Raw genomic sequence first — 25,690 nt, forward strand, 5'->3', positions numbered from 1 at the left:
TGAGCGGGACGGAACCGCCGCCAGGCACGGCGGCGTGCGGGAAAGCTTCGTATTATCCCACCGGATCCGGGGGCGGTGTCCGGCCCCCTCGGCAACCCGAAGGGCGGGGCGTCCGCGTCAGGGACCGATGCGCATGGCGGCCACGTCCAGCACGCCGGCCTCGCGGTTGCTCAGCACGCTGCGCACGGTGCCGTCGGGCGCCTGCAGCACCGACTTGCCCGCGGGGACGTCTTCGCCGCCGGCCCGGCGCGCCGAGCGCCCGCGCGAGGGCGAGAACAGCAGGTCGCCCGGCTGCGCGCCCTGCAGGCGCGGGTTGGCGGCCAGCACGCGCGTGCCGGGCGGGTAAGTCATGTCGCCCAGCACGGTGTCGCGCGCCGCCAGGCCTTCGAAGCCCAGCATCCGGCGCTGCGCGTCCAGTTGCAGATCCACCTTCAGCAAGGGAATCCTGGCCACGGTCAGGGAATCGCTGCCCTCGGTGCGCAGCAGCCAGCGCGGGCCGGACCCGCTCTTGTCCAGCGGCGTGCCGCGCAGGGCGGGGTCGACCTTGAGCCAGGCGCCCGCAGGCACGGGCTGCTGGTCCAGCGTATTGCCGATGGCCAGGTGGCAGCTGGAGAACTGCGGATGCCCGCCATGCACGACGAATTCGATGCGGTGGCCGTGGGCGCACAGCCAGCCTTCCAGCGCCTGGTCGCGCGCGATTTCGGCGGACAGCGTTTCGGGTTGCTTGCTGGTCGCGGGGTAGCGGAACAGCTGGGTCGCCGCGACGCCCAGGATCTCGGCGGGATGGGCTTCGGGAAAGGTGGCGCGGTCAAACGAGGCCAGATCGCCCGGCGTGGCCAGCCGCAGGGTGGTGCCGGCGGGCATCTGCACCCCGGCCAGCTGCGTGGGCTGGGCCAGCACGGTCTTGCGCGCGTCGTCGGCCTGCGCATCGCGCTGGGCCACGAACCACTGGCTGAACTGCTGGTACGGAAAGATGGCGCCGACGACCGCCAGCAAGGTCATGAGCACGGTGCCGGCGCGCCGGTGGACGGCCAGCCATTCGCGCGCGCCGCGCGAGGTGGCCAGGACGGCGAGCCAGGTCAGCAACGTGGACAGGCAGGCCAGCGAGGCCGCCATCAACACGTAGAAATTACCGCCAGGAAGAGATACCGGAATCATGGCGGCAATTATGCGCCAATCCGGCCCCCGGATCCGGCGCGCAAGAACGCTTAATCGCGGTGGGCCGCCGAGCGGGTGGCCACCACCTGCAGCTTCAGTTCGCCCAGCGCCTGGAACAACGCGTTGCGGCTGGATTCGGGCAGGTCGGCGAACATGGATTTGACCCAGTTTTCGTGGGCCCGCGCCATGCGCGAGAAGCTTTTCTTGCCTTGCGGGGTCAGCTTGATGAGCGAGCTGCGGCGGTCCGATTCAACCTTGGTCCGCACCACCAGGCCTTCCTTTTCGAGCTGGTCGGTGATGCCCGTGATATTGCCGTTGGTCACCATCATGTGACGCGAGAGCTCGCCCATCTTCATGCCCTTGGGCGCGCGCTGCAATTGCGCCATCAGGTCGAAGCGGGGCAGGGTGGTGTCGAATTCGTTGCGCAGGCGGCTGCGGATCTCTCCTTCGATGAGATTGGCGCAGGTCAGCATGCGCAGCCACAGGCGCAGCGCGTGATGGTCGTCGGGCGCGGCGCGGGATTCCAGGTCGGGAGTGTCGGTCATGGCTCGGAAGATTACCGGGAATGCGGTGGTGATGAGGGCGCCAGACCCATCTGTTCGAAGATGGCTTGGGTCAGCGGGCTGTTCGGATCGTTGAGCGTCAGGACGATATCAAAGTGATTGGTGCCCGGCATCGGGACATACCTGCCGGGAAACCCGCGTTCGCGCCAGGCGGCCAGGTAATCATTGCTCTGGCGCTTGAATTCGTCGGTTTCGGATTCGCCGTAGCTGACCACCAGCGGGCAGCCCGTCTGCGGCAGTTGCAGCGCGGGGCTGTTGCGGATGGCGTCGGCCTCGCTCATGCGCATCCATTCGTTGATGTGCGTGTGCACCAGCGGGCGCAGGTCGAACAGGCCCGACAGCGGCGCAGCGCCCCGGACCACACTGGGCGGCACGTCGTAACTGGCGTGCCAGCCGCTGGCCAGCAACGCGCCGACCAGGTGGCCGCCGGCCGAGCTGCCGCAGATGTGAATGCGCGCCGGGTCGCCGCCGTATTGGGCGATATGGCGATGGATCCAGGCCAGCGCGCGCCGGTTCTGGTCGACGATGCGGTCCAGCGTCACGGCCGGGGCCAGCGAATAGTTCACGGCCACGACCACCGCGCCCGCCCGGGTGAACGCGGGCGCCATGTTGCTGGACTCGTTCTTGGACAACAGGCGCCAGTAGCCGCCGTGGATGAACACGAAGACGGGCGCGCCGGGTTTGCCGGGCGCGGCGCCGGCGGCTGGAAATATGTCCAGCAATTCGTCGGGATGATCGCCAAAAGGCACGTCCAGCGCGCAATCCAGCGTGCGCCGGGCAGTGGCGCTGTCCTCGGCGTATTTCTTGAGTATCGGCTGGATGTCGGGTACTGTCGCGCGAGCGTTGTACTGGACGTCCAGCTGAGCGCGATCGTAGTTGCGGTAGAGGGTGTCCATGGCGGCAGGTGGTAAAAACCCTAGACTTGTTTTGCCGAATACTTTAAACCTAAACTATGAACCACGCCAGTTTTCCCTGTGCTGCTTGAGGGGATTGCGGCGTGGCAGGCATACCGCCTGCCGGCACGGCCTGACGGCGGCGACCATCGCGCCGGCGGGCCGGGCACAGAAGTCTTTCGCATCGCACCTTCAAAAAGAACACCCTCTGCGCGGGCTCGCGCACGGAGCACACCACCATGCGTTTGATCACTTCCTTCCTGGCTGCCGCCGCCCTGGTCCCCGCCATGGCCTACGCCGACACCGTCAAGGTCGGCATTGCCAACGACATCTCGGGCCCGTTCTCGGCGCTGGGCGCCGAGGCCCGCGATGGCTTCAATCTGGCCATCAAGCAACTGGGCGGCAAGTTGGGCGGACAGCCCGCGGAATTCCTGCAAACCGACATGGGCGGCAATCCGGACCAGGCCCGCCAGCTCGTCACGCGCTACATCCAGCGCGAAAAGGTCGACTTCTTCACTGGTCCCATCGGCTCGAACGTGGCGCTGGCCGTCGGCCCCGCGCTGTTCGCCGCCAAGATCCCCTACCTGTCCAACAACCCCGGCCCCAGCCAGTTCGCCGGCGCGCAGTGCAACAACTACTGGTTCGGCACGTCGTACCAGAACGACGCGTTCCACGAGGCGGCCGGCAAGGTCGCGGCGGACCGCGGCTTCAAGAAGATGTTCATCATGGCCCCGGACTACCCGGCCGGCAAGGATGCGCTGACCGGCTTCAAGCGCGGCTACAAGACCGCTCCGGGCGACGAGGTCTACACCAAGCTCGGCCAGATCGACTACGCCGCCGAGATCGCGCAGATCCGCGCCGCCAAGCCGGACGCCGTCTACATCTTTCTGCCGGGCGGCATGGGCATCAACTTCGTCAAGCAGTTCGTCTCGGCCGGCCTGTCCCAGAACGTCAAGCTGATCGGCCCCGGCTTTTCGGCCGACGAGGACGTGATCCAGGCGGTGGGCGACCCCATGCTGGGCATGTACAACACGGCGCAATGGGCGCATGACCTGGACGTGCCGCAGAACAAGGCCTTCGTCGACGCCTTCCGCAAGGAATACAACGGCCGCTACCCCTCGGTCTACGCCGCCCAGGCGTATGACGTCATCATGGCCATGGACGCCGCCGTCAAGCAGGCCGGCGGCAAGGCCACCGACCGGGAAGCCATCGTGAAGGCGCTGGAAAAGGCCGACTACCCCTCGGTGCGCGGCAGCTTCACCTACGGCAAGAACCACTACCCGATCCAGGCGTACTACCTGCGCGTCGTCGACAAGGACGGCAGCGGCCGCATCACCAACAAGCTGGTGGGCAAGGTGTTCGACAAGTACCAGGACGTCTACGTCGGCGACTGCAAAAAGATGTGACCCCCCCCCGAAGCGCTGCGCGCTTCCCCCCCAGGGGGCGTCGCAGCGGACCGGCAAAGCCGGCTCCGCGCGACCCCGCTTGGGGGCGGTCGAGTCATGATTCAAGCGCTGCGATATTCGTTGCGGGATGCAGGTGGGATAGCTTTGATGAATTGATCGCGAGGCCCTTCGGCGGCGCGCGGCAAGGGGGAAGTTTTCATGACGTTTACGCTGATCGTCGAGCAATTGCTGAACGGTCTGCAGTTTGGGTTGATGTTGTTTCTGATTGCGGCCGGGCTGACCCTGGTGTTCGGGATCATGGACATCATGAATCTGGCTCACGGCTCGCTCTACATGGCTGGCGCCTATGTCGCCGCCGAAACCATGCAACGCACCGGCTCGTTCACCGCCGCGGTTCTCGTGGCGGCGGTCGCCACGGGCATCGTCGGCATCGTGCTGGAACTGTCGCTCATCCGCCGCCTGGCGCTGCGCGACCACCTTGCGCAGGTGCTGGGCACCTACGCCGTCATCCTCATCGCCAATGACCTGGTCAAGATGATCTGGGGCCCGGCGCCGGTCATGCTGAACATGCCCGCGATGCTGTCCGGTCCCGTGCGCCTCTTGCCTGACCTGCTGTACCCCGCCTACCGCCTGATGATCATCGTCTTCGGCGTGGCGGCGGCTGCCGGGCTGTACTGGTTCGTGACGCGGACCCGCGCCGGCGTGCTGGTCCGGGCCGGCGCCTCCAACCGCCAGATGGCCACCCTGATGGGCGTGCGCGTGCCGCTGCTGTTCCTGGGCGTGTTTGTGCTGGGCGCCATGCTGGCCGCGGTGGCCGGCGCGCTGCTGGGCCCGATCACCTCGGTGCAGGTGGGCATGGGTGAAGAGATCCTGATCCTGGTGCTGGTGTGCATCGTCATCGGCGGCATTGGCTCGATCCGGGGCGCCTTCGTGGGCGCGCTGCTGGTCGGCATGGTCGACACCGCCGGCCGGGCGTTTCTGCCGATGCTGTTGCGCCAGGTGTTTTCTCCGGCCGTGGCCTCCAGTGTCGGTCCGACGCTCGCGGCCATCGCCATTTATGTATTGATGGCGGCAGTGCTGGTGTTCCGGCCCTCTGGCCTCTTTCCGGCGCGGGGCTGACCATGAAAACCAAGATCTGGACCGTGGTCCTTCTGGCTGCGCTGGCGGTGTTTCCGCTGGTGGCGCCCATGCTGGGCCTGGACTTCTACATTTCGTTCGTGCGGCGCGTGCTGATCTACGCGTTGGCGGCAACCAGCCTGAACCTCATCCTGGGGTACGGCGGGATGGTGGCGCTGGGCCACGCGGCGTTCTTTGGCGCGGGCGCCTACGCGGTGGGCATCCTGGCGATGTCGGGCGTCACGTCCGCGCTGGTGTCCTGGCCGGTGGCGATGCTGCTGGCGGGCGTGCTGGCCTGCATCACGGGCGCGATCTCGCTGCGCACGCGCGGCGTGTACTTCATCATGATCACGCTCGCGTTCGCGCAGATGCTGTTCTATATCTTCATCTCGCTGCGCCAGTACGGCGGTGAAGACGGGTTGAACCTGCCGGGCTATTCCACCTTGCCGGGCATCGATCTCGCCCACGACGTCAGTTTCTATTACCTGGTGCTGGTGCTGTTCGCGCTGCTGATGTGGGCCTTCGGCCGCGTGGTCGCCTCGCGCTTCGGCATGGCGCTGCAGGGCATCCGCGAGAACGAATCGCGCATGGAATCCATGGGTTACCCCGTCTACCGCATCAAGCTCGTGGCCTTCACGCTGAGCGGCGCGGCCGCCGGGCTGGCGGGCGCGCTGCTCGCCAACCACAACCTGTTCATTTCGCCCAGCCTCATGCACTGGACCCAATCGGCCAACCTGCTGATCATGGTCCTGGTGGGCGGCATCGGCCTGCGCTACGGCGGCGTGGCCGGCGCGGTCGTGATGCTGACGCTGGAAGAAGTGCTGCGTCTGTGGACCGAATACTGGCACCTGCCCCTGGGCGTGCTGCTGCTCTGCGTGGTGTTTGGTGCGCCGCGCGGCCTGGTCGGCCTGTTCGGGCCGCTGTTCAGCGGGCGCGCTGCCCCGCAATCCGGCAAGGTGGGCTCATGAGCACTCCGATGAATCCCACGACCCGCGCGACCGGCACGCACGCCTTGCAGGCGCGCGGACTGGTCCGCCGCTTTGGCGCCCTGGTGGCCACCGACAACGTGTCGCTGTCGCTGGAGCCGGGCGAGATCCACGCCCTGATCGGCCCCAACGGCGCCGGCAAGTCCACGCTGATCCACTTGCTGTCGGGCACGCTGTCCGCCGATGCCGGCACGCTGGAGGTGGACGGCCGCGACGTCACCGCGATGAACGCGCACCAGCGCGTGGCGGCGGGGCTGTCGCGGTCCTACCAGATCACCAACATCTTCAAGCAGTCCAGCGTGCTGGATAACCTGGTGCTGGCCGTGCAGGCCCACGCGGGCAGCAGCTTCCGCTTCTGGAAGCCGCGCGCCGCGGAGTCGGCGCTGTATGAACAGGCGCGGGAACTGGCGCGCGAGTGCGCCATCGACGCCAGCCTGCTTGGCCGCGCCGCGGGCACGCTGCCGCACGGCGAACAGCGCAAGGTGGAATTTGCGCTGGCGCTGGCCGCCCGGCCCAAGGTGCTGCTGCTGGACGAGCCCATGGCGGGCATGGGGCCGGACGAGACCGTCCGGCTGACCGAACTGATCGAATCCATGCGGGGACGCGCCGCGATGCTGCTGGTTGAACATGACATGCAGGCGGTCTTCCGTCTTGCCGACCGCCTGTCCGTGCTGGTCTACGGCCGGGTCATCGCCTCGGGCACGCCGGACGAGATCCGCGCCAACCCGGAAGTGCGCCAGGCCTACCTGGGCGACGAGGAGACCGTGTGATGCTGGCCATCGAATCGGTAAAGAGCGGCTACGGCGCCAGCCAGGTGCTGTTCGGCGTGGACCTGGAAATCGGCGCGGGTCAGGTCGTGACCCTGCTGGGCCGCAACGGCATGGGCAAGACCACGCTGCTGCGCACCCTGTTCGGGCAGCTGCCGCTGCGCGGCGGCAAGATCCATTTCGCGGGGCAGGACATCAGCGGCTGGAGTCCGGACCGCATCGCGCGGGCCGGCGTGGCAATTGTCCCGGAAGGCCGCCAGTGCTTTCCCAACCTGACCGTGCGCGAGCATCTGACGGCATTCGTCGCGGGCCGCAACCCGGACATCGGCGAGCCCTGGACGCCCGATCGCGTGTTCGAACTGTTTCCCCGGCTGGCCGAGCGTGCCCGCAACATGGGCAACCAGCTGTCGGGCGGCGAGCAGCAGATGCTGGCCATCGGCCGCGCACTGGTCACGAACCCGCGGCTCCTGATCCTGGACGAAGCCACCGAGGGGCTGGCGCCAAAGATCCGGGAAGAAATCTGGAACTGCCTGGCGCGCCTGCGGCAAGCCGGGCAGACCATTCTGGTGATCGACAAGTATGTCGAAAGGTTACTTAGCCTTGCCGACCGGCATGTCATCCTGGAACGCGGCAAAGTGGTCTGGACGGGCGATTCCCAAGCCCTGGATTCGGACCGCAGCCTCTGGGAACGCTACCTCGGCGTGTAGCCGGCGTGTCGCAATAAAGCTGCAAATCGGGACGGCGAGTGGTAACAACCACTGATATAAAACGCAATAAATCAAGATATATATTGCTCGCGTGAAACTTAGGGTGTCTCGAACGCATCCAGACGTTTGCACCTGTATCAATAAACCCCACCGCCATCTACACTAGCCGCGCCGGATCGCCCGCATGGGGCGCCGGCGTTCAGGCTCATGGCTCAAAAGGCGGGGCATCAGCATGGCAGGGCGCCTCGTACGGCCTAAGCACCCGACCTGCATCCCCCGTTTTCGCGCGTGACATCGCATCAGGCTGTCAGGAAGACTTCGCATGGCGAAATGGGGATTGCGCAGGAAATCACTAATGGCGCTGCTGTTGGCGTGTCTGGTCGCGTTAGCGCCGGCCGCGCTGATCGGCTGGCAGGTGCTGGACGGCGTGCGCGAGCACTTCGGCCGCGCCTTTGCCGACAATTTCACGCAATTGAATCGCCAGCGGATCCTGGCCCCGGTGTCGCGCGAACTCGCGCTGTCGCAGCGCCTGGCCGACAGCGAGGTCACGCGCCGCTGGCTTCGCAATGAAAACGATCCCGCCGCGCGCGAGCTGTTCTTCCGCGAGGCCGACGGCTACCGCCGCGACCTGCTGGGCGGCGCCTATTTCATCGCCAGCGCCGCCTCGGGCAATTACTACTTCAACGACGACAAGCCGCTGTCCGAGACGCCGCGCTACACGCTCAGCCCCAGCGCGGCCGACGACGGCTGGTTCTACGCCACGATCAAGTCTTCCGCCCGCTACAACATCAACGTCAATCCGGACCTGAAGCTGCAGACGACCAAGGTCTGGATCAACGTGCAGATCCGCGACGGCGAGAAGGTCATGGGCCTGACGGGCGCCGGGCTGGATGTGGGCGGGTTCCTGAAGGAATTCGTGAACAGCGGCCAGCCGGGCGTCACGCCCATCATCGTGGACGAGGAAGGCGCGATCCAGGCGCACATGAACCCCGCGCTGATCGCCTACAACTCGGGCGCGGGCGGGGCCAGCGGCGAAGGCATGGTTTTCAGCCTGCTGGACGACGGCGAGGGCCGCGCCGAGCTGCTGTCCGCCATGCACGCGGCCCAGGCGGACCCGCAGTCGGTGCAATCGGCCTGGGTCAAGATGGACGGCGTGCGCCAGCTGGTGTCGGTGGCGTACATGCCGGAGCTGCACTGGCACGTGCTGACCGTGGTCGACCTGGGCGCCGCCCGGGTGCTGGACACGGGCTGGCTGTGGCCGGCCGCGATCGGCCTGGTGGTGCTGTTTGCGGCGATGCTGCTGTGCTTTGGCTATGCCATCGAACGCCTGATGCTGCGCCCCTTGCGCCGCCTGCAGCAGTCCGCCCGGGCAATCGCCGACGGCAGCTACGACGTGCGCCTGCCGCCGGGCGGCCAGGACGAGATCGGCGACCTGAGCCGGGCCTTCGGCGTGATGGCCGACAAGGTGCGCAAGCACACGGCCGAACTGGAAACCAAGGTGCGCGAACGCACCTCGGAACTGGAAGACGCCAACCGCGCCATGGCCGCGGCGCACAAGAAGATCGGCGACTCGATCGATTACGCCAGCCTGATCCAGCGCGCGATCCTGCCGGACCGCCAGCTGACCCAGTCGCTCGGCGCGCACCATTTCGTGCTGTGGAAGCCGCGCGACGTGGTCGGCGGCGATTTCTACGTGTTCCGCTCGGACGGCGCCAACTGCCTGCTGGGCATCATGGACTGCGCGGGCCACGGCGTGCCCGGCGCGCTGATGACGATGCTGGCGCGCGCCGCCATCGATCTGGCGATCACCGAAGTCGGCCCGGGCGATCCCGCCGGCATTCTGACGCGCACCGACAACGCCATCCGGGCGATGCTGGCCGACGCGCAATTGCCGCGGGCCCTGGCCACCAACACCGATGCGGGGCTGGTATATATTGACCGGCAATCCGGCAGGTTGCTGTACGCAGGCGCCAAGATCAGCCTGTACGCAAGCGATGGTGAAACCCTGCGCGAAGTGCCCGGCGCCCGGCGCGCACTGGGTGACAAGCGTATGGGGGTTTACGAGAACATCGTGCTGCAGATGGAGCCGGGCTTGACGTACTACCTGGCTACCGACGGGTTCCTGGACCAGGCGGGCGGCGAGCATGGTTTCGGCTTTGGCAACACGCGGTTCGCAGAAATGCTCAAGACGCACGCCCGCAGGCCGTTAACCGAACAGGCGGCGGCTTTCAGCCAGGCGCTTGCCGAATACCAAGGTGGCCGGCCCCAGCGCGACGACATTACCTTGCTGTCTTTCCGTTTCGAATAATCGTTATCAAGGCGGTACCCTCATGAATGCCTCCGATCTATACGCGTTGGGCGCGCGCTTCGACCAGAACCGCACGCTGCTGTGCTTTAACGGGCCGATCTCGCGCAGCCTGATCGAGGAAATCGGCAATGCGCTGAAGAACTACCTGAACGCCGAGCACGTCCGCCCCGCCGAAGCGATGGATGTGTTCTCGGTCTACATCGAAATGATCCAGAACATCCGCCAGTACGCCGCGCAGAACGGCGACGCGGACGCCTCGGCCACGGTGGTCATCGGCCGCCGCGACGAAAGCCGCTACGTGGTGTCGGCGGGCAATCTGGTCAACGCAGAGGACGGCCACAGCCTGGTCGCCCGCATCCAGGAACTGGCCGCGCTGGACAAGGCGGCCCTGAAGGCCGAATACAAGGCACAACTGCACAAGCCGCGCACGCAGGGCGTGGCGTCGGGCGCAGGCCTGGGCCTCATCGACATCGCGCGCCGCGCCGGCGCTCCGCTGGAAGCCAGTCTGACCCCCGCCGCACAGCCGGGCAAGGCCTTCTTCAGCCTGAGCGTGGTGGTCTGAGAACGCGCGTTCAAAGGATTATTTTCGGAGTATTTGATGAAAGACCTGAACATTCCCGGGACCCAGTCCACGCCCGCCATCGCCGCCGACGCTGCCGCCGGCGTGCTGGCGATGCGCGGCGACTCCTATCCCGAGAATTCCTTCGAACTGTTCGGCCCGGTCATTGAGTGGGTCGAGACGTACCTGCAGGACCGCGACACGCCGCTCAAGCTTGAGCTGGAACTGCTGTACCTGAACACCAGCAGCATCAAGTCCGTGATGGACATCTTCGATGTGCTCGAGGCCGCGCACCGCAAGGGCCGCGAGGTCGGCGTGACCTGGTTCTACGACATGCGCAACGAGCGCGTGGGCGAACTGGCCGAAGAGTTCAAGGAAGACTGCACGTTCCCGTTCTCGGTGGTCGGCCGCCAATGAAGCCGGGCGCCGCCGAACTGGACAAGCGCATCGCCGCTCTGCTGGCGGATCCGGCCCATGCCGGCCATCCGCTGCGCGACGCGCTGGAAGCGCTTTGGCGGCACACCGAGGAACAGATGACGCGCATCCAGCGCGTGACCCAGCTTTCGGACGCCTACCAAAGCATGGCGCACGAACGTGAACTGGGCCTGTGCGACCAGTTCGATCGGCAGTTGCGCCGGTTGACCCGCATTGCGCGGATCTCGGATCACTACCAGAACATGATGCGCGACCTGAACCGCGCGCTCGAGGAAACGTCCAGCCGCGATCCCCTGACCGGCCTCTTGAACCGCCGCGCGCTGATGGAGACGATCAAGCAGGAAGTCCAGCGCGCCGCGCGCACGGGCGACAGCTTCGTCGTGGCGATGCTGGACGTGGATCACTTCAAGGCCGTGAACGACCGTTTCGGCCACGAAACCGGCGACCGCGCCCTGGTGGAGCTGGCCGCCGTGCTGGGCGAAAGCCTGCGCGAATACGATCTCTGCGGCCGCTGGGGCGGGGAAGAATTCCTCGTGCTGCTGCCGCAGACGCAGCCGGAAGCCGCGCAGGTGGTCATGGACCGCCTGGTGAGCGACGTGCGGGCGATGGCGATGCCGGCCGGGGACGAAGTCCTGCGGCTGACGGTCAGTATCGGCATGGCGCATCACCAGTTGGGCGAAACGTTCTCAGAGACGCTCAGCCGGGCGGATCAGGCGTTGTATCTGGCCAAGCAGGACGGACGCGATCGCGTCGCCCTTGGTTTTCCGAGGCGCTGAATGAAACCGGAACAGCTGTTATCCGGGTTGGAGCCCCTTATGCTTGATTCTCATCTTGGCGGTTCGGAGACGAACCCCCAAGGCGCCGCTTGGCATGTGGGCACTTATCTGACGTCGATGGACCGCGCTTTGCTGCTGTTCGATTTCGACGCCAGCGGCTCCTTGTTGAACGGCAATCCCAATTTCCTGGCCGCGGTGGGTTACACCCGCGAAGAGGCCCTGACGCTGCGCCACGACGTGCTGTGCGACAGCATGGACGAAGGCAAGGGCACCGGCAGCGGTGAGCAGGTGTGGGCCCGGCTGCGCCGCGGTCAGCACTTTTCGGGCACCTGCCGCTATCGCACCAAGGCAGGCGCGTCGCTGTGGATCGAAGCGACCTACCTGCCGCAGCTGAACGAAGCGGGGGAGGTCGGCCGCGTGTCGGTCATTTCGCGCAAGTCGATCGCGGACGCCGAACGCCAGGAGGAAATCCGCCTCCTGATGCTGGGCATCAACGAGACCGGCAATGCGGTGGCGGTGTCGGGCTGTGATGGGCGCATCGTCTACGTGAACGACGGCTTTCAGCGCATGCTGGGCTTCTCGCGCGGCGACGCGGTCAACCAGGACCTGGGCGAACTGCTGTCCGGCGGCCGTGCCGACGGCGGCACGCGCGAGGAACTGCATCGCCGCATCGCCTGCCGCGAGGGCTATCACAAGGACGTGCTGGTGTATGACCGCGGCGGCAAGCCGTTGTGGGTGTCGGTGATGGCCAATTCGGTGTTCGACGAGCGCGGGACGCTGGTCAACATCGTGGACGTGCTGACGGACATCACGCCGACGAAGGTGCACGAGGTGCTACAGCGTCGGGTGCTGCAGGCGATGGTGAACGAGGCCTCGGTGGTCGAGGTCATGAACATGGTGTGCCGCGAGGTCGAGCGCCTGGCGCCGGAAGTGGCGGCCTCGGTGTTGCGGGTGGACGATGCGGGCCTGTTGCGCCCGCTGGCCGCGCCGAGCCTGCCGCAGGGCTATTCGGACGCGCTGGAAGGCGTGCCGATAGGTCCCCAGGTGGGCGCCTGCGGCACGGCGGCGTTTCTGGGCCGGCCGGTCATCGTGCCGGACATCGCAACGGACCCGCTGTGGGACGATTACCGCCATCTGCCGCTGCCCGAGGAATACAAGGCCTGCTGGTCGTCGCCGATCAAGTCGAGTGACGGCCGGGTGATTGGCACGTTCGGCTTCTATTTCCGCGAACGCCGCCTGCCGGACGATTTCCATCATCGTCTGGTGGACGTGTGCGTGTACCTGTGCGCGCTGGCGCTGGAACGCGAGGAAGCCCGCGCGCGCATCCGCCAACTGGCGTTCTACGACGAGCTGACGGGCCTGCCGAACCGCAATCTGCTGCTGGCCCAGGCCGAACAGGCGATCGCGCGCGCCGAACCGGAACGCAAGCGGGTGGCGGTGCTGTTCTTGGACCTGGACCGCTTCAAGCAGGTGAACGATACGCTGGGCCATCCGATCGGCGACGCGCTGCTGCGCGACGTGGCGCAGCGCCTGCGCCGCCTGGCGCGCGCGACGGACATCGTGGGCCGGCTGTCGGGCGACGAGTTCGTGATGCTGATGCCGGAGTTCGAACACGGCCGCCTGACCGCCGCCGCGGAGCACATCCTGGTGGCGCTGGCGCAGCCGTTCTCGGTGGGCGGCATCACGCTGAACCCGTCGGTGAGCATCGGCATCAGCGTGTTCCCGGAAAACGGCCGCGACATGGATACGCTGCTGCGCCATGCGGACATGGCGATGTACCAGGCCAAGACGGCGGGCCGCAACCGCATTTCATTCTTCAGCGCGGAAATGAACCGCCAGGCGCAGGAAAGGCTGGCGCTGGAGGCGGCGTTGCGAGACGCGCTGGAAGCCAAGGCATTGCGCTTGCATTACCAGCCGCAGGTGGGCTTGAAGAACGGCAGCCTGTACGGGGTGGAGGCGCTGGCCCGCTGGCGTCACCCGACGCTGGGCGACATCTCTCCGGCACGCTTTGTGCCGCTGGCCGAGGAGTGCGGGCTGATCGGTGACCTGGGCGACTGGGCGCTCCGAGAAGCCTGCTCACAACTGTCGATCTGGCGCCACAACGGCCTGCGCGTGCCGTCGGTGTCGGTGAACCTGTCGGCAACCAATTTCCACAACCTGAACCTGCCGCGCATGATCGCGGCGACGTTGGCCGAATTCGGGCTGGCGCCGGCGGATCTGATGCTGGAGATCACGGAAGGCGTGGTGCTGGACGCGACGGCAGGCACGCTGCGCACGATCGCCGAACTGCATCGCCTGGGCGTGCGGCTTTCGATGGACGACTTCGGGACGGGGTATTCCAGCTTGGGCCACTTGCGCCGGCTGATCGTCGACGAACTGAAGCTGGACCGCAGTTTCGTTCAGGGTCTGGAGAGCGACGATGCAGCGCGGGCGCTGACCAGCGCGGTGATCCGGATCGGGGAGAGCCTGAGCCTGCCGGTGGTGGCCGAGGGCGTTGAAAACGAGGAACAGCGGCGCTTCCTGATCGAGCAGGGGTGTGCGGCGGGGCAGGGGTTTCTGTTTTCACCGCCGTTGCCTGCGGGGGATCTTGAGGAGTGGTTGCGGGCTCGGGGGTGATCAGTTTGCTTTGGTTGTCGGGTTGAGTTCTTGAGGCGTCCGGCACGGCGGCGACCCGGGGCGCGCGGGGCCACGATTGCGGTCCGGAGCCTTCGCTCCGGACTGCCCCGTCGTCATCTTCGTCCGCCTTCGGCTCCCTTCAGATTCCCTCGGGCTTATCGACGCCCCGCGCACCCCGGGCCGCCACCGCACCGGACTCTGGCAATAGAAATCTGATGGGCGGCGGGGCGGTCGGTGTGCTTGGCATTCTGTTGCCGTCTTTGCCGGGCTAGAAGCATCTTGCGGTGCCCGTCTCCGTTCGGCCGCGCGGGCGGCCTCCGGAGACTTACACAGTGTCGTGCGTTTGGATGATGACGCTTCGCGCGTAGGTGTGCGCGTCTCACCAGATACCGTCTTGACCGTCAAGCGCTCAGGCGTAGTCGGGCCGATACGGTGTCCGAGTTTTAAGCACGCCGAAGCATAGATGTACCAGCTTTCTCATGGCCGCGCCTAGCGCGGCCATTTTGCTCTTTCCAGCTGCTAAGAGTCGCGCGTAAAGCGCACCAACGTGTGGGTTGAAGCGCTTGCTGACGATAGCGGCCATGTAGAGGGTGGCACGTACTGTGCTGGGACCCGTTTTAGATAGCCGCGGCCGGCTGTTCAGACTGGTGCCGGACTGGCGTTGCACCGGCACCACCCCCAAGTAGGAGGCCAAGCCCTCGGCTGACTCGATGGGCCGGTTATGCATGATCGACAGGATCGAGTTCCCCGCTCGATCCCCGATGCCGGGGATGCTGGTCAGCAGTTCCCGATCCTCCTTCAGGTCCGGGTGGCGGTCGATGTGGTCATTGATCGCATGATCCAGGCGTTTGATCTCTTCGCGCAGGAACGCGATCGTTTTGGCGATGGATCCCTCGACCAGCACGGGTGGATCACTGAACTGCGTCTTCTCCTGGCGATTGAGTTCGCGCTGCAGATCCTTGGCCAGCGCGTCGCGCCGAGCCAACAAGGCCCGTAGTTGACGGGCATGCAGCGGCGCGGGGCGCCACAGCCCAGGCTTGAGCGCCTGACCGTAGCGGGCCAGCACGTAGCTATCGATCCCATCGGTTTTGGAGCGCACCGCCAGCGCCCCGGCGAAGTCGCGCACCTGGGCAGGGTTGACCAACGAGACACTGACTGAAGCGTCATGCAGGGCCGTGGCGGCCTGCTCGTGATATTGCCCTGTGGGCTCGAGCACGGCATGCAACTGCGCCGGCTCGGCTCCCTGCTTGGCGCACCACTGCAGCAGCGTCTGCACGCCCGCTATCGAGTTGGGTACGACCTTGGTCTTGCGTTTGTTGGCATCGCTGCCAAGCAGCGCGCAATCCAGCTTCGCCTTAGAAACGTCAATTCCGAGAAAAAACATAAACCTAAGCTCCCTTGCCAATACCAAAGAAGCCCGCTGCGCCCACTTGCCTTGTACATACAGGGTCCAATGCCCTAGGCTACCGTCCAGTGTCCAGCCGGCTCAGAGGTGCGGAACCGAGGCGTAATCTGAACCACAAAGTCCAGGCTCTAGGTGTCTGAACACGCTCATCGGTCCGCTTGTAGCGATAGCTAATCACTACAGTGGCCAAGATACAAGGCCTACCGTCAAACCAGAGCCAACGTCAAACCCAGCTCAACTCCCCATCGCCACACCCCCTCCAGCCGTCCCCATTTCCCTCCCCATCCAGCATCCCTAAATACTTTCCCTCATTTGCACACCCACCACTTCCGATATATATTTCAAGCCTAAACTATCCAGACCTAAATATCTGCGGCTTCCGCTCCGGCACCAAGAGCGACTGTCGCGTACTTGGAGCGTATACGGCAATGAAGATAGTCTGCATCGGCGGCGGTCCCGCCGGCCTGTATTTCGGTCTGCTCATGAAACTGCAGAATCCCGCCAACGAAGTCACCGTCATCGAACGCAACCGTCCGTATGACACTTTTGGCTGGGGCGTGGTGTTCTCCGACGCCACCATGCAGAACCTGCGTGAGGCCGACCCGGTCTCGGCGCAAACCATTGGCGATGCATTCAACCATTGGGATGACATCGACATCCATTTCAAGGGACGCAGCATCCGCACCAGCGGTCACGGCTTCATCGGCATTGGCCGCAAGAAGCTTCTGAACATCCTGCAGGCGCGTTGCGAGGATGTTGGCGTCAAGCTTGTGTTCGAGAACTTCGTTCAGGATGATCAGGCCATCGCCCGCGAGTACGATGCCGACCTCGTCATTGCCTCGGACGGCATCAACAGTCAGATCCGCACCCGCTACGCGGACACGTTCCATCCCGATATCGATCAGCGCCGCTGCCGCTTCGTGTGGCTGGGCACGAAAAAGGTGTTCGACGCGTTCACCTTTGCCTTCGTGCAGACCGAGCACGGCTGGTTCCAGGCGCACGCTTACCGCTACGAAGATGGCATGTCCACGTTCATCGTGGAAACGCCCGAGGAAACCTGGCAAGCCGCCGGCATCGAGCAGATGAGCCAGGAAGAGGGCATTGCGTATTGCGAAAAGTTGTTCGCGCCCTGGCTGGATGGCAACAAGCTCATCAGCAACGCCTCGCACCTGCGCGGCTCGGCGATCTGGATCCGCTTCCCGCGGGTCATCTGCAATACGTGGGTCCATTGGAACGATCTGGAAACCGCGCGCGGCACGCGCCGGGTGCCGGTTGTGCTGATGGGCGATGCGGCGCACACCGCGCATTTTTCCATCGGCTCGGGCACCAAGCTGGCGCTGGAAGACGCGATTGAGCTGGCGCGCTGCCTGAGCGGCGCGGAAGGCAGCGTGGAGGCGGGCCTGCATCACTACGAGGAAGTGCGCAGCGTCGAGGTGTTGAAGATCCAGAACGCGGCGCGCAATTCCACTGAATGGTTTGAAAACGTCGAGCGTTACGCCGAACTGGAACCGGAGCAATTCGCCTATTCGCTGCTGACCCGTTCGCAGCGCATCTCGCACGAGAACCTGCGTCTGCGCGACCCGGCCTGGCTGGAAGGATTTGAACGCTGGATCGCCGAACGCGCCGGCGCCGCCACGCCCGAGGGCCGGCGTCCGGCCATTCCGATGTTGACGCCGTATCAGGTGCGCGGCGTGCGGCTGAAGAACCGGATCCTGGTGTCGCCGATGGCCATGTACTCGTGCACGGACGGGGTGCCGGGCGATTTCCACCTGGTTCACCTGGGCGCGCGCGCCATGGGCGGGGCGGGGCTGGTGATGGTGGAGATGACCTGCGTGTCGCCGGACGGCCGCATCACCCCGGGGTGCCCGGGCCTGTGGAACGACGAGCAGCAGCAGGCGTTTGCCCGCATCGTGAATTTCGTGCACAGCAACAGCGATGCGCGTATCGGCATGCAGCTGGGTCACGCGGGCCGCAAGGGGTCGACGCAGCTGGGCTGGCAGAAGATCGATCATCCGCTGGCCGAAGGCAACTGGCCGCTGGTCTCGGCGTCGGCGCTGCCGTACATCGAAGGCGTGTCGCAGACGCCGCGCGCCATGACGCGCGAGGACATGGATCAGGTGCGCGACAACTTCGTGGCGGCCGCGCGCCGCGCGGCGGCGGCCGGGTTCGACTGGCTGGAGCTGCACTGCGCGCACGGTTACCTGTTGTCCAGCTTCATTTCGCCGCTGACGAACCAGCGCGAAGACGAATACGGCGGCAGCCTGGAAAACCGCCTGCGCTTCCCGCTGGAGGTTTTCCATGCGGTGCGCGCGGTGTGGCCGGAAGATAAGCCGATGTCGGTGCGGATCTCGGCCAGCGACTGGGTGGAAGGCGGCATTACCGCGGACGACGCGGTCGAGATCGCGCGTCACTTCAAGGCGGCGGGCGCCGACATGATAGATTGCTCGTCCGGTCAGGTCAGCAAGGAAGAAAAGCCGGTGTACGGCCGCATGTTCCAGACGCCGTTTGCCGACCGCGTCCGCAACGAAGCGGGCATCCCCACGATTGCCGTGGGCGCCATCTTCGAGGCCGACCACGCCAACGGCATCATCGCCTCGGGCCGCGCGGACCTGTGCGCGCTGGCACGTCCCCATTTGGCTGACGCCTCCTGGACGCTGCGCGAAGCGGCGCGGGTGGGCTATGTTGATGTGGCGTGGCCAAGCCAGTATTTCGCGGGCAAGCGCCAGCTGGAAACCAACTTCGAACGCGCCGCCGCCATGGCGCAACTGGACATCAAATGAACGCACAACCGTTACCGCTTGCCGGGCGTCACGCCCTGGTGACGGGCGGCGCGCGCGGTATCGGCCTGGCCAGCGCACGGTCGCTGCTGCAGCGCGGCGCGCGCGTCACGCTGCTGGGCCGCGACGGCGGCGCGCTGGATGCCGCGACCGACGAACTGGCCCGGCTGGGTCAGGTGCAGGCGGTCAGCGCCGACATCGCCGACGAGGCGTCGGTGCGCGCGGCCTTCGCGCAGGCCGAGACCGAGTTCGGGCCGGTGCTGGTGCTGGTGAACAACGCGGGCCAGGCGGTCAGCCAGCGGTTTGACCGCACGGACGCGGCGCTGTGGAACCAGATGCTGGCTGTCAACCTGACCGGCACGTTCCACTGCATCCAGGCCGCGCTGCCGGGCATGCTGCAGGAAAAGTGGGGCCGCGTCATTAACGTGGCCAGCACGGCAGGCCTGATCGGCTATGGGTATGTAAGTGCCTACTGCGCCGCCAAGCACGGTGTGATCGGGCTGACCCGGTCGCTGGCGCTGGAAACGGCGCAAAAGGGCGTGACGGTCAATGCTGTGTGCCCCGGCTACACCGAGACCGACATCGTGCGCGGTGCGGTCGCCAACATCGTTGAAAAGACCGGCATGACGCCGGACGCCGCTCGCCTGAAGCTGGCCGAGCGCAACCCGCAGGGCCGCCTGGTGCAGCCCGAGGAAGTGGCCGAAACGGTCGCGTGGCTGGCCCTGCCGGCCTCCGCCTCCATCAACGGCCAGGCGATCGCCGTCGACGGCGGCGAAGTGATGACCGGCTGAGTCCGGCGCCCCAACCATCCAGCATTCACGAACGGAGACACCATGAGCACCCAGCCCGAAGAACACACCATGAAGCATCACAAGCGTCCCATCGCCGGTTACCAGGCGAAGACGTTCCTGTGGCAGGTGTCGGACGACGGCAAGGTCGGCACCATCACGCTGAACCGTCCCGAGCGCAAGAACCCGCTGACGTTCGATTCGTACGCGGAACTGCGCGATTTCTTCCGGTCTCTGGTGTATGCCACCGACGTCAAGGTGGTGGTGGTGACGGGCGCGGGCGGCAATTTCTGCTCGGGCGGCGACGTGCACGAGATCATCGGCCCGCTCACGAAGATGAGCATGCCGGAACTCCTGGACTTCACGCGCATGACGGGTGATCTGGTCAAGGCGATGCGGGCGTGCCCGCAGCCGATCGTGGCGGCGGTGGACGGCGTGTGCGCCGGCGCGGGCGCGATGGTGGCGCTGGCCTCGGACATGCGGTTGGGCACGCCGGCGGCGCGCACCGCGTTCCTCTTCACCCGTGTGGGTCTGGCGGGCGCCGACATGGGCGCGTGCACGCTGCTGCCGCGCATGATCGGCCAGGGCCGCGCTTCCGAGCTCCTTTACACGGGCCGCGCGATGACGGCGGACGAGGGCGCAAGCTGGGGCTTTTTCAATGCGCTGCACGAGTCCGGCAAGCTGCTGGAAGCGGCGCAGACGCTGGCCGCGCAGCTGGCCGCGGGTCCGACCTTCGCGCACGGCGTGACCAAGAAGCTGCTGCATCAGGAATGGAACATGGGCGTGGACGAAGCCATCGAGGCCGAAGCAGAGGCGCAGGCCATCTGCATGCAGACGCGCGATTTCCATCGCGCCTACGAGGCCTTCGTGGCCAAGCAAAAGCCTGTCTTCGAGGGGAATTGACGATGCGCGACGCAAGCTGGCTGGACTGGCCCTTTTTCGACGACGCGCATCGCAAGCTGGCGCATGAGGTCGACGCCTGGTGCGAGCAATCGTTGGGCGACGTGGACCATCACGATGCGGACGCAGCGTGCCGGAAGCTGGTCAAGGCCATGGGCCAGGCCGGCTGGCTGCGGTATGCGGTGGCGGGCGGCCCGGGCGGGGCCTGGGGCGGCGCGCTGCCCGAGGTCGATTCGCGCGCGGTGTGCATCCTGCGCGAGACCTTTGCCCGCCATGAAGGGCTGGCGGACTTTGCGTTTGCGATGCAGGGGCTGGGCAGCGGCGCGATTTCGCTGATGGGTTCGGATGCGCTGCGTCAGCATTATTTGCCGCGCGTGGCGCGCGGCGAGGCGATTGCGGCCTTCGCGCTGTCCGAACCCGACGCGGGCTCGGACGTGGCGGCGCTGGCGTGCGAGGCCAAGCTGGACGGCGACCATTACGTGCTGAACGGCGCCAAGACGTGGATCTCCAACGGCGGCATTGCGGATTTCTACTGCGTTTTTGCGCGCACGGGCGAAGCGCCGGGGGCGCGCGGCATCAGCGCGTTCGTGGTGGATGCGGATACGCCGGGGTTCGAGGTGTCGGAGCGCATCGACCTGATTGCGCCGCACCCGCTGGCGACGATCACGTTCGACAACTGCCGCGTGCCGGCCACGCACCGGCTGGGCGACGCGGGGCAGGGATTCAAGCTGGCCATGATGACGCTGGATATCTTCCGCGCATCGGTGGCGGCGGCGGCGCTGGGGTTTGCGCGCCGGGCGCTGGATGAAGGATTGGCGCGCGCCAAGACGCGCCGCATGTTCGGCCAGACGCTGGCCGACCTGCAACTGACGCAAGCCGCGCTGGGCGACATGGCGACCGCCATCGATGCCTCGGCGCTGCTGACGTACCGCGCCGCGTGGATGCGCGACGTGCAGAAGCTGCGCACCACGCGCGAAGCCGCGATGGCCAAGATGACGGCCACCGAGTCGGCGCAGACCGTGATCGACCGGGCCTTGCAGATGTTCGGCGGCGCGGGCGTGGTGTCGGGGATGCCGGTGGAGAAGCTTTACAGGGAAATCAGAGCGCTGCGTATCTACGAAGGCGCCACGGAAGTTCAAAAGTTGATCATCGCCCGTGAACTGCTGAAGGCGTAAAGGGGCCATCGAGCGCCTGCCTTTTGCAACGTAAACCGCATCGCACTAGCCAAGGGGAATTTTCATGGAAGTATCCGCCCACATCGACACCTTCGCCCGGGACAACCTGCCCCCGGGCGAACAATGGCCTGAGTTCCTGCTGGACGGCCCCGACGTGGCCTATCCGAAGCGTTTCAATTGCGCGGTGGAATTGGTGGACGCCATGGTCGGGCGCGGCCACGCCGACCGCGTGGCCTTGCGCTGGCGCCAGGACGGCAAGCCGGCGTCGATGACCTATCGCGAACTGGCGGCGCTGACCAACCGCATCGCGCATGTGCTGACCGAGGACATGAAGCTGGTGCCGGGCAATCGCCTGCTGTTGCGCGGGCCGAACAATCCGATGATGGCGGCGTCGTGGCTGGCCGCGATCAAGGCGGGCCTGGTGACGGTGCCGACGATGCCGCTGCTGCGTTCCAAGGAACTGAAGCAGATCATCGAGAAGGCGCAGATCCAGGCAGTGCTGTGCGACGTGCGCCTGAAGGACGAGGCGCAGTTCTGCGCGCAGCCGGACCACGAGAACCATTGCCCGGGCCTGGCGCAGGTCATGTATTTCAATGACACGGCAGCCGATGCGCTGGATTCGCTGGCCGCCGGCAAACCGGATGCGTTCGAGGCCTGCGATACGGCGGCGGACGATGTGTGCCTGATTGCGTTCACCAGCGGCACGACGGGCGCGCCCAAGGGCTGCATGCATTTTCATCGCGACGTGCTGGCGATGTGCGATCTGTTCCCCAAGCATGTGATCAAGCCGGGGCCGGACGACATTTTCTGCGGCACGCCGCCGCTGGCGTTCACGTTCGGCCTGGGCGGGCTGCTGTGCTTTCCGCTGCGGGTGGGCGCCAGCACGGTGCTGGCCGAAAAGCTGTCGCCGGAAAGCCTTCTGGAACTGATCCAGGAATTCCGCGCGACGATCGTGTTCACGGCGCCGACCTTCTACCGGCAGATGGCGGCGCTGGTGGGAAAATTCGATCTGTCTTCGCTGAAGAAGAGCGTGTCGGCGGGCGAGGCGCTGCCGGATGCGACGCGCCAGCTCTGGAAGGATGCGACGGGGATCGAGATGATCGACGGCATCGGGGGCACGGAGATGATCCACGTGTTCGTGTCGAGCCCGCCGGAGTCGGTGCGCCGCGGCGCAATCGGCCGCGTGGTGCCGGGCTATGTGGCGCAGATCGTGGACGACGAGATGAAGCCGGTGCCCAATGGCACGGTGGGCCGCCTGGCGATCAAGGGGCCGACAGGCTGCCGTTATCTGGCGGATGATCGCCAGCGCCGCTTTGTGCAGAACGGCTGGAATCTGCCGGGCGATACGTTCGTGCAGGACGACGACGGCTATCTGTTCTATCAGGCGCGCAACGACGACATGATCGTGTCGGCGGGCTACAACATCGCGGGCCCGGAAGTCGAGGACGCGCTGCTGCGCCATGAGGCGGTGGCGGAATGCGGGGTGGTGGGCGCGATGGATGACGAGCGCGGGCAGGTGGTGAAGGCGTTCGTGGTGCTCAAGCCGGGCTTTGCGCCCAGCGCGGAACTGGTGACGGCGATGCAGACGTTCGTGAAGGCGAACATTGCACCCTACAAGTACCCGCGCGCGATCGAGTTCGTGGATGCGTTGCCGCGCACGGAAACCGGCAAGCTGCAGCGCTTTGCGCTGCGCAAGATGGCATAAGCAGGCAATCGGCAACAAGGAAACATCATGGCAGCACCCTTCGTGAGTCAGGTAGAAGTCCGCTTCCGGCATTGCGACCCGGCGGGCATCGTGTTCTATCCGCGCTATTTCGAGATGATCAATGATTTCGTCGAGGAGTGGTTCGACAAGGGAATGGGGCTGCCATTTCATGCGCTGCACGTGGAGCGGCACATCGGCACGCCGATGGCGTCGGTGACGTGCGATTTCAGCGCGCCAAGCCGCTGGCACGAAAAGCTTCGTCAGACGCTTTCGGTGCAACGTATCGGCGGGGCGTCGTTCAAGGCGCTGGTGCGTTTTGAAGGGCCTGACGGGCAGTTGCGGTTGTCGGCGACGCTGACGATCGTGACGGTGGATCTGCGGACGATGAAGTCGATGCCGCTGCCCGCGGATCTGCGGGAACGCATGCAGGATTATCTGGCAACCGCGGCATAAGCGGGCGCCACCCTGTGGTTTGTTTATTTGATCAATAGGATGAGACGTTATGAAGATTCTGCAACCGCCGGATTGGATGGCGCCCCGGGGCTATTCGAATGGTGTGCTGACCGAGATGCAGGTGGGCAGCAAGCTGGTGTTCGTAGGCGGACAGGTGGGCTGGAACGGGCAGCAGCAGTTCGAGTCCGATGACTTCGCGGACCAGGTGCGTCAGGCGCTGCTGAACATCGTGCAGATCCTGGCCGAGGGCGGGGCGAAGCCGGAACATATCGTGCGGATGACGTGGTATGTGACCGACAAGAAGGAATACGTGGCGGCTTATCCGGGCATCGGCAAGCACTACCGGGAGTTGATCGGCCGGCATTTCCCGGCGATGACGGCGGTGGAGGTTGCCGATCTGGTGGAGGATCGCGCGAAGGTCGAGATTGAAGTGACTGCGGTGGTGCCTGCGCAGTAACTCGTTAATCGGCTTGACGGTGTACCGAAGGTTCGCCGCTTTTGCTGCCCGGCCGGCACCGGGGGGCTGGAGCGGCGGGCCTTTGGTGCTTTTGGCTGCGGTTTTATTTGGTCTTTTGGCGGGGTTTTGCTGGGGCCGGTGTCTGACACCTTCATGATGCCTCGGTGCCGTTCTTAAGACGCCCGGCGCGTCGTCGGCCTGGGGCGCGCGGGGCTACGATTGCGGTCCGGAGCCTTCGCTCCGGACTCCCCCTTCGTCATCTTCGTCCAGGCCTTCGGCCTTCCCTTCAGATTCCCTCGGGCGCATCTACACGCCCCGCGCACCCCAGGCCGCCGCCACGCCGGGCTCGGGTGAATTCAGCTTGGCGGGCGCTGGGGAGGGCGGCGTTCTTGAGGTTATTGCCTGCGGTGGCTTCGGTATGAAGCATCTTGCGTTGCCCGCCCCACTGCGGCCGCGCGGGCGGCCTGGTGGGGCTTACGCGGTGTCTTGCGGCTGGCGGGTGCGCTGCGCGCTCGCGGCTTGCGTTGCTTCAGCGGTCCACCTCATCCCGCCGCGCGCCGCGTTTCTCTCGGCAGTTCTCCAAATCGCTCCCGGTAATACTCCGAAAACCTGCCCAAGTGCCCAAACCCCACGCTTAGCGCCACCTCCGTGACGCTCGCGTCCGGCTGGGTCTTCAGCCGTGTTCTCGCCGCGTCCAGCCGGAAGGCGCGCAGCGCATTCATCGGCGTGGTGTTCCGGTGTTCCTGGAACAGCCGCGTGAGCGCGGTGGCGCTGGCGCCGGCGTGGCGGGCGATGGCGTTCAGGGTCAGGGGGGCGCCCAGGCGTTCGCGCATGTAGGTCTCGGCGATGCTGAGGCGGCGCGGGACGGTGTTGGGCTGGCCTGCGTGGGTTTGCCAGGTGTTGGGCTGGTTGTAGAGCAGGTGCAGGACCAGGGTGTCTTCCAGGTGCTCCAGCCACGCGGCGGGTGGGCGGCGGGCGCCGTCGTCCAGGGTGGGAAGCAGGTGGATGAGGCTGGTCATCATGCTGCGCCAGGCGGCGCCGATGGGGGTGTCCAGGCGCAGAGCGGGGGTGAAGTCCAGGGGGCCTGCGGCGGCGTCGCCGAAGGCGCGTTGGCCCATGGCTTCCAGTTTGCCTCTTGGGATCTTGAGCAGCAGTTGTTCGCAGCCGGCCTCCCAGTGCAGGCGCAGGCGGCGGTTGGGGGCGATGACGGCGGCGCAGTCGGGGTCGGCGTTGACGCCTTCGTCGCCGCATTCGATGCGGGCGCGGCCGCGCAGCGGCACCTGGACCAGCATGAAGTCCTGCAGGCGGTCGGGTTCGATGTGGACTTCGGCGCCGTAGCGCAACGTACAGACGGTCAGCGAGCCGAATCGGCCCCGGTTCAGCTCCGCATCGACGCGTCCGCCTTTCCAGGTGAGGCGGTGGTCCTTCAGGGCTTCGGACACGCGCGCGCGGGTCTCATCCTGTTGCGTGGAGCTGAAGACGCGCCGTTGCAACAAGGGCGCCAGCTCGATTCGGGACCAGCCGTGCATGGAAGCCTCCGGGACGGGACCGATCCCGTATCTGGAGGCAGCGTAATGTAATCGGGCCGCATTGGGAATTAAGTGAATCCCGGATAAGGGTGGCGGTATTCGGATAGAGCTGGGGTGGACGCGGCCCTAATCTTGCCGGGAGGCGCCGTGCAGGGTGGTTGGCGCCTGTTGGAATGCAGACGCCGCGGCGCGTAAGCTGGGCGACTTGGAT

Annotated in this window: 22 protein-coding genes; 17 read left to right on the plus strand and 5 right to left on the minus strand. The window is 66.0% G+C overall.

Translation table 11 applies throughout. The annotated features are described in order from the left end of the window. Window positions 1-117 precede the first annotated feature (117 nt). From QEP15_RS02385 to QEP15_RS02395, 3 genes are read right to left on the minus strand one after another with little or no spacing between them, the layout of a single operon-like run. Window positions 118-1,158, minus strand: a complete 1,041-nt coding sequence (locus QEP15_RS02385; protein WP_152383301.1) for a hypothetical protein — start codon at window positions 1,156-1,158, stop codon at window positions 118-120. Window positions 1,159-1,208: 50 nt separating this feature from the next. Further along, window positions 1,209-1,703 (minus strand): MarR family winged helix-turn-helix transcriptional regulator, encoded by a 495-nt coding sequence (locus tag QEP15_RS02390; RefSeq protein ID WP_280148400.1) that lies wholly within the window; start codon window positions 1,701-1,703, stop codon window positions 1,209-1,211. 11 nt (window positions 1,704-1,714) lie between these two features. Beyond that, complete coding sequence (locus QEP15_RS02395; protein ID WP_142051414.1) at window positions 1,715-2,617, minus strand: alpha/beta hydrolase; 903 nt, start codon at window positions 2,615-2,617, stop codon at window positions 1,715-1,717. Between the two features lie 236 nt (window positions 2,618-2,853). Between QEP15_RS02395 and QEP15_RS02400 the strand changes: the two genes are divergently transcribed. The 10 genes from QEP15_RS02400 (at window position 2,854) to QEP15_RS02445 (ending at window position 14,290) form a co-directional block, all read left to right on the plus strand. After that, window positions 2,854-4,020, plus strand: coding sequence for an ABC transporter substrate-binding protein (locus QEP15_RS02400; RefSeq protein WP_217619012.1), 1,167 nt, complete (start codon window positions 2,854-2,856; stop codon window positions 4,018-4,020). 198 nt (window positions 4,021-4,218) lie between these two features. After that, entirely contained in the window at window positions 4,219-5,139 is a 921-nt protein-coding gene (locus QEP15_RS02405; RefSeq protein ID WP_056327617.1) for a branched-chain amino acid ABC transporter permease, read from the plus strand. A 2-nt stretch (window positions 5,140-5,141) separates the two neighbouring features. Further along, on the plus strand, window positions 5,142-6,104 hold the full coding sequence (locus tag QEP15_RS02410) for a branched-chain amino acid ABC transporter permease (protein ID WP_056327473.1): 963 nt from the start codon (window positions 5,142-5,144) through the stop codon (window positions 6,102-6,104). Next, window positions 6,101-6,892, plus strand: coding sequence for an ABC transporter ATP-binding protein (locus tag QEP15_RS02415; RefSeq protein WP_369818591.1), 792 nt, complete (start codon window positions 6,101-6,103; stop codon window positions 6,890-6,892). The genes QEP15_RS02410 and QEP15_RS02415 overlap by 4 nt, the downstream gene beginning before the upstream one ends. Further along, window positions 6,892-7,596: an ABC transporter ATP-binding protein gene (locus QEP15_RS02420; RefSeq protein WP_152383302.1), complete on the plus strand. Its 705-nt coding sequence runs from the start codon at window positions 6,892-6,894 to the stop codon at window positions 7,594-7,596. Before QEP15_RS02415 ends, QEP15_RS02420 begins: the two co-directional genes overlap by 1 nt. Before the next feature lie 322 nt (window positions 7,597-7,918). Further along, window positions 7,919-9,904, plus strand: coding sequence for a biofilm regulation protein phosphatase SiaA (siaA, locus tag QEP15_RS02425; RefSeq protein WP_280148401.1), 1,986 nt, complete (start codon window positions 7,919-7,921; stop codon window positions 9,902-9,904). Between the two features lie 22 nt (window positions 9,905-9,926). Next, the gene (gene siaB, locus QEP15_RS02430) at window positions 9,927-10,466 is read left to right on the plus strand and encodes a biofilm regulation protein kinase SiaB (RefSeq protein ID WP_056327466.1); all 540 of its coding nucleotides are present in this window, start codon (window positions 9,927-9,929) and stop codon (window positions 10,464-10,466) included. Between the two features lie 36 nt (window positions 10,467-10,502). Then, window positions 10,503-10,880 (plus strand): biofilm regulation phosphoprotein SiaC, encoded by a 378-nt coding sequence (siaC, locus tag QEP15_RS02435; RefSeq protein WP_152383305.1) that lies wholly within the window; start codon window positions 10,503-10,505, stop codon window positions 10,878-10,880. Next, window positions 10,877-11,674 (plus strand): biofilm regulation diguanylate cyclase SiaD, encoded by a 798-nt coding sequence (gene siaD, locus QEP15_RS02440; protein WP_062840217.1) that lies wholly within the window; start codon window positions 10,877-10,879, stop codon window positions 11,672-11,674. The genes siaC and siaD overlap by 4 nt, the downstream gene beginning before the upstream one ends. Before the next feature lie 39 nt (window positions 11,675-11,713). Further along, the gene (locus QEP15_RS02445) at window positions 11,714-14,290 is read left to right on the plus strand and encodes a sensor domain-containing protein (protein WP_254607284.1); all 2,577 of its coding nucleotides are present in this window, start codon (window positions 11,714-11,716) and stop codon (window positions 14,288-14,290) included. Window positions 14,291-14,699: 409 nt separating this feature from the next. Here the strand turns inward: QEP15_RS02445 and QEP15_RS02450 are convergent, their stop codons facing one another. After that, window positions 14,700-15,674 carry an IS110 family RNA-guided transposase gene (locus QEP15_RS02450; protein WP_142051405.1) on the minus strand — a complete coding sequence of 325 codons (975 nt, stop codon included), beginning with the start codon at window positions 15,672-15,674 and terminating at the stop codon, window positions 14,700-14,702. 449 nt (window positions 15,675-16,123) lie between these two features. Here QEP15_RS02450 and QEP15_RS02455 point away from each other — a divergent pair, with 449 nt between their 5' ends. From QEP15_RS02455 to QEP15_RS02485, 7 genes are all read left to right on the plus strand, one after another. Further along, window positions 16,124-18,475: a bifunctional salicylyl-CoA 5-hydroxylase/oxidoreductase gene (locus tag QEP15_RS02455; protein WP_152383306.1), complete on the plus strand. Its 2,352-nt coding sequence runs from the start codon at window positions 16,124-16,126 to the stop codon at window positions 18,473-18,475. Next, the gene (locus QEP15_RS02460; protein ID WP_062841619.1) at window positions 18,472-19,263 is read left to right on the plus strand and encodes an SDR family NAD(P)-dependent oxidoreductase; all 792 of its coding nucleotides are present in this window, start codon (window positions 18,472-18,474) and stop codon (window positions 19,261-19,263) included. Before QEP15_RS02455 ends, QEP15_RS02460 begins: the two co-directional genes overlap by 4 nt. Before the next feature lie 42 nt (window positions 19,264-19,305). Beyond that, complete coding sequence (locus tag QEP15_RS02465) at window positions 19,306-20,163, plus strand: enoyl-CoA hydratase family protein (protein ID WP_062841618.1); 858 nt, start codon at window positions 19,306-19,308, stop codon at window positions 20,161-20,163. A 2-nt stretch (window positions 20,164-20,165) separates the two neighbouring features. Continuing rightward, window positions 20,166-21,335 (plus strand): acyl-CoA dehydrogenase family protein, encoded by a 1,170-nt coding sequence (locus tag QEP15_RS02470; protein ID WP_056327452.1) that lies wholly within the window; start codon window positions 20,166-20,168, stop codon window positions 21,333-21,335. Window positions 21,336-21,399: 64 nt separating this feature from the next. Beyond that, entirely contained in the window at window positions 21,400-23,040 is a 1,641-nt protein-coding gene (locus tag QEP15_RS02475) for an AMP-binding protein (RefSeq protein ID WP_280148402.1), read from the plus strand. 27 nt (window positions 23,041-23,067) lie between these two features. Next, window positions 23,068-23,493 (plus strand): acyl-CoA thioesterase, encoded by a 426-nt coding sequence (locus tag QEP15_RS02480; RefSeq protein ID WP_062841615.1) that lies wholly within the window; start codon window positions 23,068-23,070, stop codon window positions 23,491-23,493. Window positions 23,494-23,542: 49 nt separating this feature from the next. Further along, window positions 23,543-23,950, plus strand: coding sequence for a RidA family protein (locus QEP15_RS02485; RefSeq protein ID WP_175236276.1), 408 nt, complete (start codon window positions 23,543-23,545; stop codon window positions 23,948-23,950). A gap of 542 nt (window positions 23,951-24,492) precedes the next feature. On the opposite strand, the gene QEP15_RS02490 is transcribed toward QEP15_RS02485, so the two are convergent. Then, window positions 24,493-25,479, minus strand: a complete 987-nt coding sequence (locus QEP15_RS02490) for an AraC family transcriptional regulator (protein ID WP_152383310.1) — start codon at window positions 25,477-25,479, stop codon at window positions 24,493-24,495. Window positions 25,480-25,690: the final 211 nt, after the last annotated feature.

Origin of the sequence: Achromobacter mucicolens (genome assembly GCF_029866465.1) — a bacterium.
Taxonomy (GTDB): domain Bacteria; phylum Pseudomonadota; class Gammaproteobacteria; order Burkholderiales; family Burkholderiaceae_B; genus Achromobacter; species Achromobacter mucicolens.